The 14,657-nt window shown below is 59.8% G+C and carries 17 protein-coding genes; 8 read left to right on the top strand and 9 right to left on the bottom strand.

From position 1 onward, the window contains the following. Positions 1 to 37 precede the first annotated feature (37 nt). A complete protein-coding gene (locus tag J5M56_RS00715; RefSeq protein WP_207869064.1) occupies positions 38 to 475 on the top strand; it encodes a hypothetical protein in 438 nt (145 codons plus the stop codon). A 57-nt stretch (positions 476 to 532) separates the two neighbouring features. Here the strand turns inward: J5M56_RS00715 and pbpG are convergent, their stop codons facing one another. The 3 genes from pbpG to J5M56_RS00700 all read right to left on the bottom strand — a co-directional run bounded on the left by pbpG (position 533) and on the right by J5M56_RS00700 (position 2,317). Next, positions 533 to 1,459 carry a D-alanyl-D-alanine endopeptidase gene (gene pbpG, locus J5M56_RS00710; protein ID WP_225915525.1) on the bottom strand — a complete coding sequence of 309 codons (927 nt, stop codon included), beginning with the start codon at positions 1,457 to 1,459 and terminating at the stop codon, positions 533 to 535. A 239-nt stretch (positions 1,460 to 1,698) separates the two neighbouring features. After that, positions 1,699 to 1,881: a hypothetical protein gene (locus tag J5M56_RS00705; protein WP_207869061.1), complete on the bottom strand. Its 183-nt coding sequence runs from the start codon at positions 1,879 to 1,881 to the stop codon at positions 1,699 to 1,701. 94 nt (positions 1,882 to 1,975) lie between these two features. Continuing rightward, a complete protein-coding gene (locus J5M56_RS00700; protein ID WP_060480034.1) occupies positions 1,976 to 2,317 on the bottom strand; it encodes a hypothetical protein in 342 nt (113 codons plus the stop codon). A gap of 161 nt (positions 2,318 to 2,478) precedes the next feature. Between J5M56_RS00700 and J5M56_RS00695 the strand changes: the two genes are divergently transcribed. Next, positions 2,479 to 3,303, top strand: a complete 825-nt coding sequence (locus J5M56_RS00695; protein WP_207869059.1) for a shikimate 5-dehydrogenase — start codon at positions 2,479 to 2,481, stop codon at positions 3,301 to 3,303. Between the two features lie 18 nt (positions 3,304 to 3,321). On the opposite strand, the gene J5M56_RS00690 is transcribed toward J5M56_RS00695, so the two are convergent. The 3 genes from J5M56_RS00690 to J5M56_RS00680 all read right to left on the bottom strand — a co-directional run bounded on the left by J5M56_RS00690 (position 3,322) and on the right by J5M56_RS00680 (position 4,775). Beyond that, complete coding sequence (locus J5M56_RS00690) at positions 3,322 to 3,564, bottom strand: hypothetical protein (protein WP_060480032.1); 243 nt, start codon at positions 3,562 to 3,564, stop codon at positions 3,322 to 3,324. A gap of 95 nt (positions 3,565 to 3,659) precedes the next feature. Beyond that, complete coding sequence (gene gloA, locus J5M56_RS00685) at positions 3,660 to 4,187, bottom strand: lactoylglutathione lyase (RefSeq protein ID WP_207869057.1); 528 nt, start codon at positions 4,185 to 4,187, stop codon at positions 3,660 to 3,662. Between the two features lie 228 nt (positions 4,188 to 4,415). After that, positions 4,416 to 4,775, bottom strand: a complete 360-nt coding sequence (locus tag J5M56_RS00680) for a histone-like nucleoid-structuring protein, MvaT/MvaU family (RefSeq protein WP_186477370.1) — start codon at positions 4,773 to 4,775, stop codon at positions 4,416 to 4,418. Between the two features lie 505 nt (positions 4,776 to 5,280). On the opposite strand from J5M56_RS00680, the gene cobF reads away from it, so the two are divergent. Beyond that, positions 5,281 to 6,030: a precorrin-6A synthase (deacetylating) gene (gene cobF / locus J5M56_RS00675; protein WP_207869055.1), complete on the top strand. Its 750-nt coding sequence runs from the start codon at positions 5,281 to 5,283 to the stop codon at positions 6,028 to 6,030. A 34-nt stretch (positions 6,031 to 6,064) separates the two neighbouring features. On the opposite strand, the gene J5M56_RS00670 is transcribed toward cobF, so the two are convergent. Further along, positions 6,065 to 6,415 carry a response regulator gene (locus tag J5M56_RS00670; protein WP_060479140.1) on the bottom strand — a complete coding sequence of 117 codons (351 nt, stop codon included), beginning with the start codon at positions 6,413 to 6,415 and terminating at the stop codon, positions 6,065 to 6,067. A 254-nt stretch (positions 6,416 to 6,669) separates the two neighbouring features. Here J5M56_RS00670 and J5M56_RS00665 point away from each other — a divergent pair, with 254 nt between their 5' ends. From J5M56_RS00665 to J5M56_RS00645, 5 genes are read left to right on the top strand one after another with little or no spacing between them, the layout of a single operon-like run. Then, positions 6,670 to 10,137: a response regulator gene (locus J5M56_RS00665; protein WP_207869053.1), complete on the top strand. Its 3,468-nt coding sequence runs from the start codon at positions 6,670 to 6,672 to the stop codon at positions 10,135 to 10,137. After that, complete coding sequence (locus J5M56_RS00660) at positions 10,134 to 10,955, top strand: protein-glutamate O-methyltransferase CheR (RefSeq protein WP_060479138.1); 822 nt, start codon at positions 10,134 to 10,136, stop codon at positions 10,953 to 10,955. Before J5M56_RS00665 ends, J5M56_RS00660 begins: the two co-directional genes overlap by 4 nt. After that, the gene (locus J5M56_RS00655) at positions 10,952 to 11,527 is read left to right on the top strand and encodes a chemotaxis protein CheB (RefSeq protein WP_186477007.1); all 576 of its coding nucleotides are present in this window, start codon (positions 10,952 to 10,954) and stop codon (positions 11,525 to 11,527) included. The genes J5M56_RS00660 and J5M56_RS00655 overlap by 4 nt, the downstream gene beginning before the upstream one ends. Next, entirely contained in the window at positions 11,521 to 12,747 is a 1,227-nt protein-coding gene (locus tag J5M56_RS00650) for a hybrid sensor histidine kinase/response regulator (protein WP_207869052.1), read from the top strand. Before J5M56_RS00655 ends, J5M56_RS00650 begins: the two co-directional genes overlap by 7 nt. Before the next feature lie 44 nt (positions 12,748 to 12,791). Beyond that, positions 12,792 to 13,169, top strand: a complete 378-nt coding sequence (locus J5M56_RS00645; RefSeq protein WP_060479143.1) for a response regulator — start codon at positions 12,792 to 12,794, stop codon at positions 13,167 to 13,169. A 46-nt stretch (positions 13,170 to 13,215) separates the two neighbouring features. Here J5M56_RS00645 and J5M56_RS00640 read toward each other — a convergent pair whose 3' ends face one another. Together J5M56_RS00640 and J5M56_RS00635 are read right to left on the bottom strand one after the other, a co-directional pair. Beyond that, positions 13,216 to 13,794 carry a TetR/AcrR family transcriptional regulator gene (locus J5M56_RS00640; protein WP_207869050.1) on the bottom strand — a complete coding sequence of 193 codons (579 nt, stop codon included), beginning with the start codon at positions 13,792 to 13,794 and terminating at the stop codon, positions 13,216 to 13,218. A gap of 12 nt (positions 13,795 to 13,806) precedes the next feature. Next, positions 13,807 to 14,655: a 3-hydroxybutyryl-CoA dehydrogenase gene (locus J5M56_RS00635; RefSeq protein WP_186477010.1), complete on the bottom strand. Its 849-nt coding sequence runs from the start codon at positions 14,653 to 14,655 to the stop codon at positions 13,807 to 13,809. Between the last annotated feature and the right edge of the window lie 2 nt (positions 14,656 to 14,657).

The following is a 14,657-nucleotide window of genomic DNA, read 5'->3' as shown; positions in this document are numbered from 1 at the left end:
TCAGCTCAAGAATCCATGGCTACACAGGGAGCAAGACATGGTAGGTATCCCAGCAGTCAGTATCAGCAACGCTTCGTCCCAGGCCACTAGCACAACACCGGCCAACGAAAGCGCAACCACCCAGGCCAGCGGCTCGACCCTGCAAGTCGACGCCTCGAAGCTTCGCAGCAACGGGCAGGCCCAGGCCGCAGGCGGCGCTCAGGGCAGCAGCGAAAGCGCTGAGCCTGCACATATCAAGCAACTGCGCGAAATGATCAAGAATCTTCAGAAGCAGATGGCCGAAGAACAGAAGCAGTTGGCCAGCTTGATGGCGCAGAACAGCGAAGATCCCGCCAAGTTGGCGCTCATCACGGCCAAGCAGGCCAGCATCGCCACCCTCAGCGGGGAAATCATGGCGGCCACCGCACAATTGCTCGAAGCCTTGGAAAAAACCGGTGGCAGCAGCGCTGGCAGCGTAGTCGACACGCAAGCCTGAAGGTGATTGGGCTGGCCTCACCGCTGCTGATGCAGCGTTGAGGCCAGCGGGTGGCATTCAGTCCGACGCCAAGCGCCCTTTGCCGTGTTTTTCTGCCTTGTATTGCATGGCCACTGCCGGGGCTGGCTTGGTGGCGCCGGTTTCCAGCCACTGGCGCATCCGCGAGGCGTCAGCGAAGTGCGTGTATTTGCCAAAGGCATCGAGGATCACCATGGCCACTGGGCGGTTGTCCATTTTGGTCAGCAATACCAGGCAATGGCCGGCCTCGTTGGTGAAACCGGTCTTGGTCAGCTTGATGTCCCAGTTGCTTTTGTTGACCAGGTGATCGGTGTTACGAAAGCCTAAGGTGTAATTCGGCTTGCGGAAGGCTACGGTCTTTTCACGCGTGGTCGACAGCTCGCTGAGCATCGGGTACTTGCGCGCCGCCATCAGCAGCTTGGCCAGATCACGCGCTGTGGAGACGTTCTGGGTTGAAAGGCCGGTTGGCTCGATGTAGCGGGTGTGCGCCATCCCCAGGCTGCGCGCTTTGGCGTTCATCGCCTTGATGAAGGCTGGGTAGCCGCCTGGATAATGGTTGGCCAGGGTCGTCGCCGCTCGGTTTTCCGAGGACATCAAGGTGATCAGCAGGGTTTCGCGACGGTTCAGTTCACTGCCCAGGCGCACGCGCGAATACACGCCTTTCATGTCCGGGTTGTTGGCAATGGTCATGGTGAGCATCTCATCCATGGGCAACTTGGCGTCGAGCACCACCATCGCCGTCATCAGTTTGGTGACCGACGCGATAGGCACTACGCGGTCAGCGCGGCTCGAATACAGCTCCTGATTGGTGTTGAGATCGATGAGCAGGGCGCTGCCAGAGGCCAGATGCAGCTTGGCGGGATCACGCTGAACCTGGGCCGGGGGTTGTGCAGCAGCGGTCGACGCAAAGGTCGCAGTACCTGTGAGCAACAGCAGCAGGCTGAGGATAGACAGGGATGTTTTCACGTTGAGGCTCACTAATAGTTGGTATGTCGTTGGCTGTGCAAGGGTTTTCCCCCAAAACCGGTGCATTCTGGAGTATGGCTCAACGGCTGTCGATTGCTCGTTGAGCCCCCTGACAGAAATGAAAAAAGCTTCATGCTGTATCGGTTGTCCAACCTCCACTGGTCGGGTCAACGGGCAAAAAAAGACCCGCCATGCGGCGGGTCACAAGTTGCGTAGGGAGCAACGCACAACACAATGGGTCAAGCGATCAGGCAACTGGCCTGTATCTGCTCAGCCAGGGCCTGGGCCGAGGCCCGGGAGGCCAGTGGCCCGCTGACGGCTTCGCCATTGCTGACCAGGTACCAGCAAGCCAGCAGGCCTTGCTCGCGCAACACGGCCGGCACTGCGGTGCCGACAACGGACATGATCTGGATAGTGGCCATACGGACCTCCTGTGAAACATGGCACTACCTTACGCAGCAGCCGGCTTGCCTGGAAATCAACGCGCTCAATAGTACTCATCAGTTTTATCAACGCTTACCAGCGCGGCGGGCCGTAATACACAGGTGGCGGGCCGTAGTAGGGGCGGTAAGCCGGGGGTGGCGGTGCCGGCACGTAGTACGGTTGGTAATAAACCGGCTGGGGCGGCGCCTGTACATAGACCGGCGGCGGCCCATAGTAGGCTGGCTGACGCTCTACATAGACTGTACGGTCGTGGCCGCCAGACACGGTCGCCCCGACCACGGCCCCAACGACCGCCGCGCCGAGCAGTGGGCCTGGGCCGTACCAGCCGTGGCCGCCGCCACCGTGGGCAGAGGCTTGCCCGCTGATGGCCAGGGCACCGACCAACAGGACGATTCCGGGGAGATGACGCTTCATGAGACTTCCTCGCAAGGTTACCCCGCGCTTGGGGCCTTATTACTATGACTGCTGTCTGGGTAAACCGAGCACAGGGAAACGGTAAATGTTGTGTAAGGGACGACCAGTGGCGGTCTCTGATACGCTGGCAAAACGATTGCGTATTCAAAGTGGAGCAGGCAATGGCGACAACGCCCAGTAGAGACACGGTGCTTTGCATTTCCCTGGCCGGGCGCCCTGGCACATTCGGGGTGCGTTTTCATAACCACCTCTACCAACAACTTGGCCTTGACTACTACTACAAGGCCATGACCACTGATGACCTGCCTGCAGCCGTTGCCGGCATCCGCGCGCTGGGCATTCGTGGCTGTGGTGTGTCGATGCCGTACAAAGAGGCGTGCCTGGCGCTGGTCGATGAAGTCGATCCATCGGCTGCGGCAATCGAGTCTGTCAATACCCTGGTCAATCACGCAGGCCATCTGAAAGCCTACAACACCGACTACCTCGCCGTGCGACAACTGCTTGAGGCGCACGAGGTAGACCCCTGCACTGCGTTCGCGCTGCGCGGCAGTGGGGGGATGGCCAAGGCTGTCGCCAGTGCCCTGCGCGATGCGGGGTTTGCAGAAGGGATCATCGCCGCGCGCAACGAGCAAGCCGGTCGGCAGTTGGCCGATGCTTGCGGCTACCGCTGGGTGCCAGACCTCGGTGACCGATGCCCACCGATGCTGGTGAACGTGACCCCTATCGGTATGGCAGGCGGCCCTGAGGCCAATGATCTGGCCTTCAGCGAACAGGCGATCGCGGCGGCTGAGCGCGTATTCGATGTAGTGGCGATGCCTGCGCGTACGCCATTGATTCAGCGGGCCGAAGCTTTAGGTAAACCCGTCATTACCGGATTGGAAGTCATCGCGCTGCAGGCCCTGGAGCAGTTTGTGCTTTACACAGGCGTTCGTCCAAGCCCGGAGCAGGTAGAAGCGGCGGTGGCCTATGCGCGCGCCGCTCCCTGACAAGGCTGAACAAGGGGATCAGAACGCTTTGTGACCCTTGTCCAACTGCTCATCGACCAAGGCCCGGCCATGGGCCAAGGAGACATGCTGTGCATGCTCAAGGTCAGAGAAGAATTTCATTGGCATGGACATCCGCCTGCTGGTATGCCCCTGTGGATCGGTGATCAGGCAGCCTGCAGCATAGGGCAGGGGAGAGTCCGGGTGCGGCATCACGCTGGCAGTGATGGTGTGGTTGCGGTATTCACAGTGAAGAGATTGCATCGTCCTTTACCTCGCTGTGGCATGTGAAGCTATACCTTCATATACCACAGCGAGCGGCCATCAGTTGCTGGCCCGACGAATGCGAATCGCTGCTGTCAGCCTTTGAGCTCGGTTGGCTGAATCACTTCCACCCAGTAACCGTCCGGGTCCTTGATGAATGCCAGGTGATTCATGCGGCCGTCCTGCAGGCGTTTCTGGAACGGTACGCCAAGGGCTTCGAAGCGGGCGCAGGCTTCACGCACGTCCGGCACCGATACGCAGATGTGGCCAAAGCCCCGCGGGTCGGTATTGCCGTCATGGTAGGCGAAGTCCGGGTCGGTTTCGGTGCCGTGGTTATGGGTCAGTTCCAATACCCCGGGGATCGACTTCATCCATTGGTGGCGTGCGGCATCGTCGGCAGGGATGTGCGCAGGGTCTACCAAGGCCAGGAAATACAAGCTGAAAGCAGCTTCGGGGAAGTCGCGCTTGTCGACGAGGGAAAAGCCCAGCACGCGGGTGTAGAAATCCAGCGAGCGCTCGATGTTCTTGACCCGCAGCATGGTGTGGTTGAAAACGAACTGGGCGGTCGCAGCATCGGGCTGTGCGGTAACGCCAGGCAGGGTGTTCAGGTCGTGCAGGCTCATGAGTACTCCAGAATCGTGGCTGACACGCAGGTGCCAGCAAAACAGACAGGTGAACCATGATACGGCAGTCGAGCATCTGCGCAAATGAAAGCGCCCTGCTCGAAAGAGCAGGGCGCCAGAATTAGAGGCCCGCATGTGCGGGCGCGTGATGGGGTCGCTAGTCCGTTAGCTGTCTCGATACTGCTTCAGGCCTTGTGAAAAAAGTGTGAAGTTGGCGTTGACGTTTCATCAGCGCACCCAGCTTTCCACAGTATCGGCCCCATATTGCTCCTTCCAGGCCTTGAGCCCGCGGTGGTTGCCGCCTTTGGTTTCGATCAGCTCGCCACTGTGTGGGTTTGCATAGACTTTTACCGCGCGCGGGCGCCGCTGTTGCTTGGCGGCCGGGGCGGTACTGCGGCTGTCCGCTTTGGGATCGAGAATGGCGATGATATCGCGCAAACTTTTGTCATAGCTTTTCATCAAGCCGACTAGTTTCTGTTCAAATTCGATTTCGCGTTTTAAGCCGGCATCCTTTTTCAGCACCTCCAGTTGCGCCATCTGTTCCTGGAGCGCTTTTTCGGCAGCACGAAACTCTGCAAGTCTGGACACTGTAATCACTCCTGTACGTCTTTCATGGCGCGGCGTGACGAACATTAGAAACACTGAACGGCGGCCATGCAGGTGGGTAGAACTGTTCGCTGATACCGAGTGTAGACAGCGGCGCGACTTTGGTAAACCTCAAACTTTTCATAAGTAACTTGGAACTTTCTATGTTTTGCACGCGGTGACCGAGGCTTAACAAGATGACGATTCCTCGCGCGCTGGCCCTGGGTGCAAAGGCGTGATCTCGGGTATTCGAGGGTTCTTTCAGACAAAGGTCGATCAATGTTGGTTTTCTATGCGCAGGCGCAACGTTCGTGCGTGAGTGGCAATTTTGCAGCGTACTTGTGAATCTTGTCTTGACTGCAGTTTCGGATATCCATTGGCCTGCGCAGCCTTTAGCGGTTGTGTGCCGGCAGCCATGTCAACGCTGCGGCTATTCGTCAACAGATAGGCGTCAAGGTCGTAGTCGGCTATAAATCTCCCTATAGTTATTCAAGGGCCGCATGGTGCCATGAAAGAATTGCTGCTTATCGGTATTGGTCCGGGCGATCCTCGGCAGGTCACCCTGGAAGCTGTCGAGGCCCTGGGCAGGGCAACAGTGTTCTTCGTTCACGACAAGGGGCCTGCCAAACAAGCGCTGGTTACCCTTCGCAAGGCATTGCTCGATCGCTATCGGCCCAAGGGTGGCTATCGTCTGATGCAACTTGCTGACCCATCACGTGATGGGCAAGCTGTGGATTACCAGCGCGCAGTGCACGATTGGCACCGCCAGCGTGCCGCACTGTACGCACGGCTGATCAACCAAGAAATGGGTGAAGAGGATATCGGCGCCTTTTTGCTGTGGGGTGAGCCCAGCCTTTATGACAGCACTCTGCGCATTCTGAACTTGGTTCGCGAATGCGGCGTGGCGTTGCGCTTACAGGTGATCCCTGGCATCAGTAGTGTCCAAGCGCTGGCCGCCAAGCATCAAATTTCACTCAACCGTGTCGGCGAACCGCTGATGGTTCTGCCAGGGCGCCGGCTCGCCGAACTGACGCGGGTGGACAACGTGGTTGTTATGCTCGATGGGCAGTGCGAGTTCGCAAATATTGAGGATCCAGCGCTGATGATCTACTGGGGTGCGTACCTTGGCACTGAAGATGAAGTGATCATTGCCGGGCCCTTGCACTTGGTGAAGTCGCAGATACTTGAGGTGCGCGAACGGGAGCGGTTGCGCAAAGGCTGGATCATGGATACCTATCTATTGCGCCGGGAACCCTAGCGCTGTTCACCGGCACTGGCGCTTACTGGGGCGTTCAGCGTGGCCCCAAGATGCTCACCACTTTGTCACGCAGCAGATCGATGCTGAACGGCTTGCCGATCATGTGCATGCCTTCGGGAATATCGAAGCTCTCGGCATAACCGCTGGCGAACAGCACCGGCAGTAGTGGACGCAACTTGCGTGCCTCGCCCGCCAGTACTTCACCGCTCATGTCCGGCAAGCCGACATCGGTCACCAGCAGAGCCAAAGGCTGGTTGGCATCGGCGATGATTTTCAGCGCCGCCGTGGCATTATCGGCTTCAAGGGTGCTGTAGCCCAAATCGTCGAGCACTTCGACCATCAGCATACGTACGATGTCGTCGTCTTCGACTACCAGAAGGTGCATGGGGGGATTCCTATAATGAAAGGCATGTCTCTACTCTGTGCGCCAGGCAGCCACAGAAGTTCCCGAGAATAGCGATTGTGACATTTAGATGGAACGATTCGAACACGTCGCCTTCAAATACTGGCTAAATGCCCTGCCGGCGGCGCTTGTGCGCGTTAAACTCGCCGGCTACGTGGTGAGCGCTACGGTAGGCGAGCACCGGCAGTAGCCGCCACAATCTATCCATGGACTTTTTTTCGCGCGGGCGTTTTCAGATGATTCAAGCAGCCTCGATGGACCAGCAAAGCTTTCGCAAGCTGCTGAGCCGTAATGTTGGTCTTCCGCTTGGGGTCGGCCTGCTGGGCGCCGTGGCCTTCGTCGCGGTGATCAGCTACCTACTGTCGGCCATGCAATGGGTCGAGCACACCGATCGAGTGATCGGCAATGCCAACGAAACGGTCAAGCTCTCGATCGACATGGAAACCGGCATGCGCGGTTTTCTGATCACTGGCGATGAGCGTTTCCTGGACCCTTACGAGGTTGCCAAGCCGCGCATTCTCGGCAGCCTGCGCAGCCTGCGGGACATGGTAAAGGACAACCCTCAGCAGGTTGACCGGATCGACCGGTTGATCGCATTGCAAGATGCCTGGAACGCTTTCGGTGGCGAAATGATCAGCCAGCGTCGCAATGGCGGTGACTACCGCGCATCGGTAGGCAACGGCCGCGGCAAGCGCATCACGGATGAAATCCGCAAGCAGTTCGACGATCTGATCGGTACCGAGCAACAGCTGCGTATGACCCGCACCGAGAAAGTTGGCACTGTCACTGTCACGGCTATCTCCATCTTCGTGCTGCTGATTGTCGGGCTGAGCGCCTTGCTCGCATACCTGGGCCGTCGCGATCTGCTCGCCCTGTCTGACAGCTATACCAAGAACCTGCAGGCGCAGCAGCGTTCGGCCGAACGTCTGGAACACCAGGCCTGGCTACGCAACGGCCAGACGCAACTGGCTGAGCAGGTACTAGGCCAACTGACGCTACCGATGCTGGGTGAGAATATCCTGCGATTCTTCGCGACCTACCTCGGCAGTGTGGTCGGTGCGGTATACGTGCGCGATGAACACGGCCGACTGGTCCGCGTAGCCAGCTATGGTTTGGCGGCCGAGGAGCAGGCCCGCCAGCAGGTCCTCGGTGACCATGACGGCTTATTGGCACAGGCTGTGCGCGAGGCGCGCCTGCTGCGCCTGGACGACTTGCCGCAGGATTACTATCGGCTCAGCACAGGCCTTGGCGATGGGTTGCCGCGTGGCGCCCTGTTGATGCCGGCCCGTCATGATGGGCAGATCAACGGTGTAGTCGAGCTTGGTTTCCTGCGCCCGCTGCAAGCGCGTGACGACGAGTTCATGGAGCGCGTCACTGAGAACCTCGGGATCTCGATCGAAAGCGCTCGCTATCGCCAGCGCCTGCAGGAAGTGCTTGCCGAGACCCAGCAGCTCAACGAGGAGCTGCAGGTGCAGCAGGAAGAACTCAAGACCGCCAACGAGGAGCTCGAAGAGCAGTCGCGGGTACTCAAGGAGTCGCAGGCCCACCTGGAAACTCAGCAGGCCGAGCTTGAGCAGACCAACGAGCAGTTGTCCGAACGCACCGAGGCTCTGGACCGCAAGAACGATGAACTGCGTCAGGCTCAGGACGAGCTGCAGGCTCGTGCCGACGACCTGCAGCGCTCGAGCAGGTACAAGTCCGAATTCCTCGCCAACATGTCTCATGAGTTGCGCACGCCGCTCAACAGCTCGCTGATTCTGGCCAAGCTGCTGGCCGAGAACGGTGAGGGCAACCTCAGCGCTGAACAGGTCAAGTTTGCCGACTCCATCTATTCGGCCGGCAACGACCTGCTGAACCTGATCAATGACATCCTCGATATCGCCAAGGTCGAGGCCGGCAAGCTGGAAGTTCGCCCGGAAACCACCCAGCTCGAACGCTTGGTCGAAGGGTTGCGCGGCATGTTCCTGCCGGTGGCCGAGCAGAAGGGCCTGAGCTTTGAGATAACGGTCGGGCCGCAGGTGCCTGCCACGCTGTTCACCGACCGCCAGCGCGTGGAGCAGATCCTCAAGAACCTGCTGTCCAACGCCCTCAAGTTCACCGAGCAGGGCCAGGTTAGCCTCGGCATCACCTATCAGGCCGACGCCGGCATCATATTTGCGGTGCGCGACTCGGGCATTGGCATCGCCGGCGACCAGCAGGAAGCGATCTTCGGTGCGTTCCACCAGGTCGACGGCACCAGCAACAGACGTTATGGCGGCACTGGTTTGGGCCTTTCGATCTCGCGAGACCTGGCGCACTTGCTGGGTGGGACGATCAGCGTCCAGAGCAGTCCAGGCCAAGGCAGCGTGTTCAGCCTGACGCTACCGGCGCGCTATGAGGCACAGGACGAGGAGGTCGAAGCTCTGAGCTTGCGCCCTGCCGTCGATTGCCTACCGCCTGCGCCGAAAGTGGGCGCGCCAGCGTTGATCCACCGCCCGTTGGTCGACTTTACCGACGACCGCGGCCGAGCGCCTTTCAGCAACCGTTGCATCTTGGTGATCGAGGATGAGCCGAATTTTGCGCGCATCCTCTTCGACCTGGCCCACGAGCTGGGTTACAGCTGCCTGGTAGCGCAGGCCGCTGACGAAGGCTTCGAATTGGCCGCACAGTTCGTCCCCGACGCGGTTCTGCTGGACATGCGCCTGCCGGACCACTCCGGGCTGACTGTGCTGCAGCGCCTCAAGGAGCAGCCCAGCACGCGGCACATTCCGGTTCATATCATTTCGGTAGAAGACCGTGTCGAAGCCGCCATGCACATGGGGGCAGTGGGTTACGCGGTCAAGCCAACCAGCCGCGAGGAGCTCAAGGAGGTCTTCGCCCGCCTGGAGGCCAAACTGACCCAGAAGCTCAAGCACATTCTGCTGGTCGAAGACGACGACCTGCAGCGCGAAAGCATTGCTCGTCTGATCGGTGACGATGACGTCGAAATCACCGCCGTGGGCATGGCCCAGGAGGCGCTGGCACTGCTGCGCGAGAACATCTACGACTGCATGATCATCGACCTCAAGCTGCCCGACATGCTTGGCAATGAGTTGCTCAAGCGCATGACGGCCGAGGACATCCGTTCGTTCCCGCCAGTGATCGTCTACACCGGGCGTAATCTCACCCGCGAAGAAGAGGCCGACCTACTCAAGTACTCGCGCTCGATCATCATCAAAGGCGCGCGTTCGCCGGAGCGCCTGCTCGATGAAGTGACCCTGTTCCTGCACAAAGTCGAGTCGCAGCTGTCCCATGAACGTCAGCGCATGCTCAAGACCGCGCGCAGCCGTGACAAGGTGTTCGAAGGCCGCAAGGTGTTGCTGGTGGACGACGATGTGCGCAACATCTTCGCCCTCACCAGCGCTTTGGAGCACAAGGGCGCTATCGTCGAAATCGGACGCAACGGGCGTGAGGCCATCGAGCGTCTGGAGCAGCACGAGGACATCGACCTGGTGCTGATGGACGTGATGATGCCGGAGATGGACGGCTTTGAGGCCACCCGGCTGATCCGCCAGCAAGCGCGCTGGCGCAAACTGCCGATCATCGCGGTCACGGCCAAGGCGATGAAAGACGACCAGCATCGTTGCCTGCAGGCCGGTGCCAACGATTATTTGGCCAAACCGATTGACCTGGACCGCCTGTTCTCGTTGATCCGCGTATGGTTGCCGCAACTGGAGCGAATTTGACTAGCGAACGCAACACCGACATCGAGATCAGGCTGCTGATCGAGGCGATCTACCTCAAGTACAGCTACGATTTTCGCAACTACTCTGGCGCCTCCATCAAGCGTCGGATTCTTCATGCATTGCGCCAGTTCGACTGCCTCACGGTATCGGCGCTGCAGGAGCGGGTACTGCACGACTCCGGTGTTTTCATGCAGTTGCTGCAATATCTCACCATCCCGGTCAGCGAAATGTTCCGCGACCCGAGCCACTTCCTGGCACTGCGCCAGGAGGTAGTTCCGCTGCTGCGCACCTGGCCGTCGATCAAAGTGTGGATCGCCGGCTGCAGTACAGGCGAAGAGGTCTATTCGATGGCCATCCTGCTGCGCGAAGAGGGCCTGCTGGAGCGCACCATCATTTACGCAACCGACATCAACCCGCATTCTTTGGACCGCGCCAAGCAAGGCATCTACTCGATGCAGAGCATGCGCGAGTACGAAGAAAACTACCGCCTGGCGGGAGGGCGCCGTGATTTTGCCGAGTACTACACGGCCGCTTACGGCAACGCCATCATGGACGGCAGCCTGCGCGAGAATGTGACCTTCGCGGACCATAGCCTGGCCACCGACAGTGTGTTTTCCGAAACCCAGCTGGTGTCGTGTCGCAACGTGCTGATCTACTTCAACAAGACCTTGCAGGACCGCGCCTTCGGGCTGTTTCACGAATCCTTGTGCCACCGCGGTTTTTTGGTATTGGGAAGCAAGGAGTCGGTAGACTTTTCGGCTTATAGCGAGTGTTTCGAGCCGTTGGTCAAGCCAGAACGGATCTACCGCAAATCATGAAGGGCGTAGAAGCGGTGGTGATCGGTGCCTCGGCAGGTGGCGTTGCTGCCCTGTTTACGGTGCTCGGTGGCTTGCCCGCCGATTTCGACATACCGGTGCTGTGCGTGCTGCACCTGCCAGACGACCGTCACAGCCAACTGGCCGAGGTGCTGCAGCGGCGCTTGCTGCGGCCGGTGCTCCAGGCGTGCGACAAGCAAGCGATTGCTCCGGGGCTGATCTATGTGGCCGGGCCGGGCTATCATTTGTCGGTGGAAGCCGACCTTACCCTGTCGCTGAGCCAGGAAGATCCAGTGCATTTTTCCCGTCCGGCGATCGACTTCCTTTTCACCTCGGCCGCTGACGTGTTTGGCCGTGGCTTGCTCGGTGTGTTGCTGACCGGGGCAAACCAGGACGGCGCTCAAGGGCTCGCGTACATCAAGAACAGCGGCGGCCGGACCATTGTCCAGGACCCTCGTGACGCACAGGTCGCGTTGATGCCGGAGGCCGCATTGGCCCTGCATACGCCCGACCTCATTCTTTCTCTGAGCGGTATCGCACAGTTGCTCGCTACCCTGGAAACCAGCGCATGCTAAGCCACACCACTGCCAAACTGCTGATCGTCGACGACCTGCCGGAGAATCTGCTGGCACTCGCCGCCCTCATCCATGGCGATGACCGCGAAGTGCATGAGGCGCAATCGGCGGACGCAGCGTTGACGCTGTTGCTCGAGCACGAATTCGCCCTGGCCATTCTCGATGTGCAGATGCCTGGCATGAACGGCTTCGAACTGGCCGAACTGATGCGCGGCACGGAAAAGACCCGCAACATCCCTATCGTGTTCGTTTCTGCGGCGGGGCGTGAAATGAACTACGCCTTCAAAGGTTACGAAAGCGGCGCCGTGGACTTCCTGCACAAGCCCCTGGACACCCAGGCAGTTAAAAGCAAGGTGTCGGTGTTCGTCGATTTGTATCGCCAGCGCAAGGTTCTCGATCGTCAGTTGCAGGCGATCGAGCGCAGCCGCCAGGAGCAGGCACTGCTGCTGGATCAGTTGCAAGTGGCGCGGGGCGAGCTTGAGCATGCAGTGCGCATGCGAGACGACTTCATGTCCATCGTCGCCCATGAAGTGCGTACCCCGCTCAACGGCCTGATACTGGAAACCCAGCTGCGCAAGATGCACCTGGCGCGTGGCAATCTCGCCGCCTTCAGCCCCGAGAAACTCAAGGCCATGGTCGAGCGTGACGAGCGCCAGATCAACAGCCTGATTCGCCTGATCGAGGACATGCTCGACGTTTCGCGAATTCGCACCGGCAAGCTGTCGCTGCGCCCGAAGGCGTTCGATCTCGGTCAATTGGTACGCGCCCTGGTGGAAAACTTCGAGGCGCAGGCGACGGCGCTGGGTACGCACATCGAATTGCAGGCCTGTGAGGCCCTGCAGGGTGAGTGGGATGAGTTTCGCATTGAGCAAGTGCTGGCCAATTTGTTGTCCAACGCGCTGCGTTATGGCAACCGTAAGCCCGTGCGGGTGAGGGTGTTCGAGCAAGCGGGTCTAGCTTGGGTGCAGGTCCAGGACCAAGGCATCGGCATCAGCGCGGTGAACCAGCAGCGGATCTTCCAGCAGTTCGAGCGTGTGGCCAGTCAACAGTCCAGCGCTGGGCTGGGGCTGGGGTTGTACATTTCCGAACAAATCGTCCATGCCCATGGGGGGCGCATTCAGGTGCAAAGTGAGGAGGGCAAAGGTGCCACCTTCACTCTGCAACTACCCCTGGCAGGTGAAATAGAGCAAAACGACCAGCTGCGGGCAACCTCTGCTTGAGCTTGGGGTCTGATGGCCAACTGTATGAATTCGAAGGCGTTACCATGAGTGAAGATGCACAAGATGTAGTCCTGATAGTCGAGGACGAACCGGCGATCCGCATGATGCTGAGCGATTACTTGGCAGGTGAGGGGTATCACGTGCTGGAGGCCGAAGATGGTGAACAGGCGTTCGCCATCCTGGCGAGCAAACCGCACCTTGATTTGATGGTGACCGACTTCCGCTTGCCAGGGGGGATCTCCGGGGTTGAGATCGCCGAGCCGGCGTTGAAGCTGCGCCCGGACCTCAAGGTGATATTCATCAGTGGCTACCCGGCCGAAATCCTGGAGTCCGGCAGCCCTATCGCGCGCAAGGCGCCAATTCTGGCCAAGCCGTTCAACCTCGATACCCTGCGAGCCCAGATCCAGGCCGAGTTGCGTTAAGCGCCTGGCCGGCTCACGAGGGCAACTGCGATAACGCCTGAACAGCTTAGCGCAGGGTCCTTTCGATGCCGCCCAGCAACAGGCTTTCCATCAACCCGAGGCCCTGTTGTTCCGGCAGTCTTTTGAGCATTGCAGGCAACTGGTTGAGCAGGTTTGCAACGACATGCGCCGTTGCCATGCGCGCGTCGCCCTGCAGGCTGGCCTGGGGCGCGATCATGCTCAGCAACCTTGCCTCGTAGCGCTCGCGCAATAAAGCCAGCTGCATCTGCTGCTGCTCGCTCAAGCAGCATATGTCGCGCTCGGCCAGGCGAAACTGCAATGGCCGTTCTGCGTGCAACTGCCAATGAGCGGCGATCAGGCAACTCAATGCAGACTCACCACGGGCCATGGCCCTTCGACCTTGCTCCAGGGTCGCCTGCAGTTCTTCGTACAGTTCCTCGATCAGGTCGTACAGCAGGTCCTGCTTGCTGGGGAAGTGGTGATACAGCGAGCCTGCGGTCAGGCCGATATGCGCTGCCAGCTCGCGCATGCTGACCTGGCCAAAGCCTTTTTCAGCGAACAGCGCCATGGCCCGGTCGCGACGTTCTTCGAAATCGACACAGCGCGTGGCAGTGACCGGGGGCATGGTGCGTGCTCCTCAGTAAGTGAAGAAACCACGGCCGCTCTTGCGCCCCAGCCATCCGGCCGCGACCATTTCCTTGAGCAGTGGAGCGGGGCGATATTTGCTGTCGTTGAAGCCTTCGTGAAAAGCCTCCATGATCGCCAGCAGCGTATCCAGGCCGATCAGGTCGGCCAGGGCCAGTGGCCCGATCGGCTGATTGCAGCCCAGGCGCATGCCGGTGTCGATGTCCTCGGCGCTGGCCAGGCCTTCCTGTCGGACGAAGATCGCTTCGTTGATCATTGGCACCAGAATGCGGTTGACTACAAAACCTGGGCGGTTGCCAGCGGTTATCGGGGTCTTGCCGAGCTTCTCGGTAACCAACAGGGCTTGGGCGTAGGTGCTGTCTGTGGTCTGCAGACCTCGAATGATCTCGACCAGGGCCATCATCGGCACCGGGTTGAAAAAGTGCACGCCAATGAAGCGTTGGGGGTGTTCGATGCTGGCGGCCAACTGGGTGACCGACAGCGACGAGGTGTTGGTGGCGATCAGGCAGTCGGACGCCACATTGGCGGCCACCTGCTGAAGGATGCGCTGCTTGAGCTGAAGGTTTTCGGTCGCAGCCTCGATCACCAGTTGCGCGGCACCCAGTTGTGAGTAGTCGGTGCTGGTGCGGATGCGCGCCTTTGCCGCCTCGGCGTGCTCGGCGCTGAGGGTGGCCTTGCTCACCTGACGCCCCAGGTTTTTGCTCAAGGTACTCATGCCGCGCTCCAGCGCGGCGTCGGAAACATCCACCAGCAGCACTTCGTAGCCAGCCACCGCACACACTTGTGCAATACCGTTGCCCATGGTGCCGGCGCCGATGACGGCAATGTGTTCAATCGTCATGC

Source organism: Pseudomonas sp. 51_B, assembly GCF_017491595.1.
In the GTDB taxonomy this organism is placed as follows: Bacteria; Pseudomonadota; Gammaproteobacteria; order Pseudomonadales; family Pseudomonadaceae; genus Aquipseudomonas; species Aquipseudomonas promysalinigenes.
The sequence above is the reverse complement of the archived record's forward strand: the minus strand, read 5'-3'. Positions and strand labels throughout refer to the sequence as shown.